Source organism: Marinagarivorans sp., from assembly GCF_982758155.1.
This window is the reverse complement of sequence record NZ_CEXWTU010000406.1, coordinates 1,849-2,163: the sequence shown is the minus strand read 5'-3', so window position 1 is coordinate 2,163 and position 315 is coordinate 1,849. Positions and strand designations below refer to the sequence as shown.

1 protein-coding gene is annotated in these 315 nt (G+C 44.8%); it reads left to right on the top strand.

All coding sequences use genetic code 11. The features are described 5' to 3' along the window. The coding region (locus tag AC3A8L_RS21430) for a TCP-1/cpn60 chaperonin family protein (RefSeq protein ID WP_487964310.1) at window positions 1-315 on the top strand (315 nt) is incomplete at both ends.

The window sequence follows — 315 nt, the reverse complement described above, 5'->3', positions numbered from 1 at the left end:
AATGATGGAGCAACCATTCTCCGAGAAACTAAATTTGAGCATCCAACTACTAAAATTATCGTTAGCCTTGCTAAAACACAAGAAAGCGAAGCATACGACGGTACCACAAGTACTATTTTGCTTGCAGGCGAGTTATGCCGACAAGCGGAGATTCTAATGAAAGAAGGTGTCCACGTTGCTCAAATCGAAGATGGGTACGAGATTGGGCGCAAAGCCGCCCTTGCGCATCTACAGACACTTGCACTGCCTGATATAACTGATACCCAACTAGAAGGCATTGCAGGAACTGCAATGACTGGAAAACAAGCAGGTATT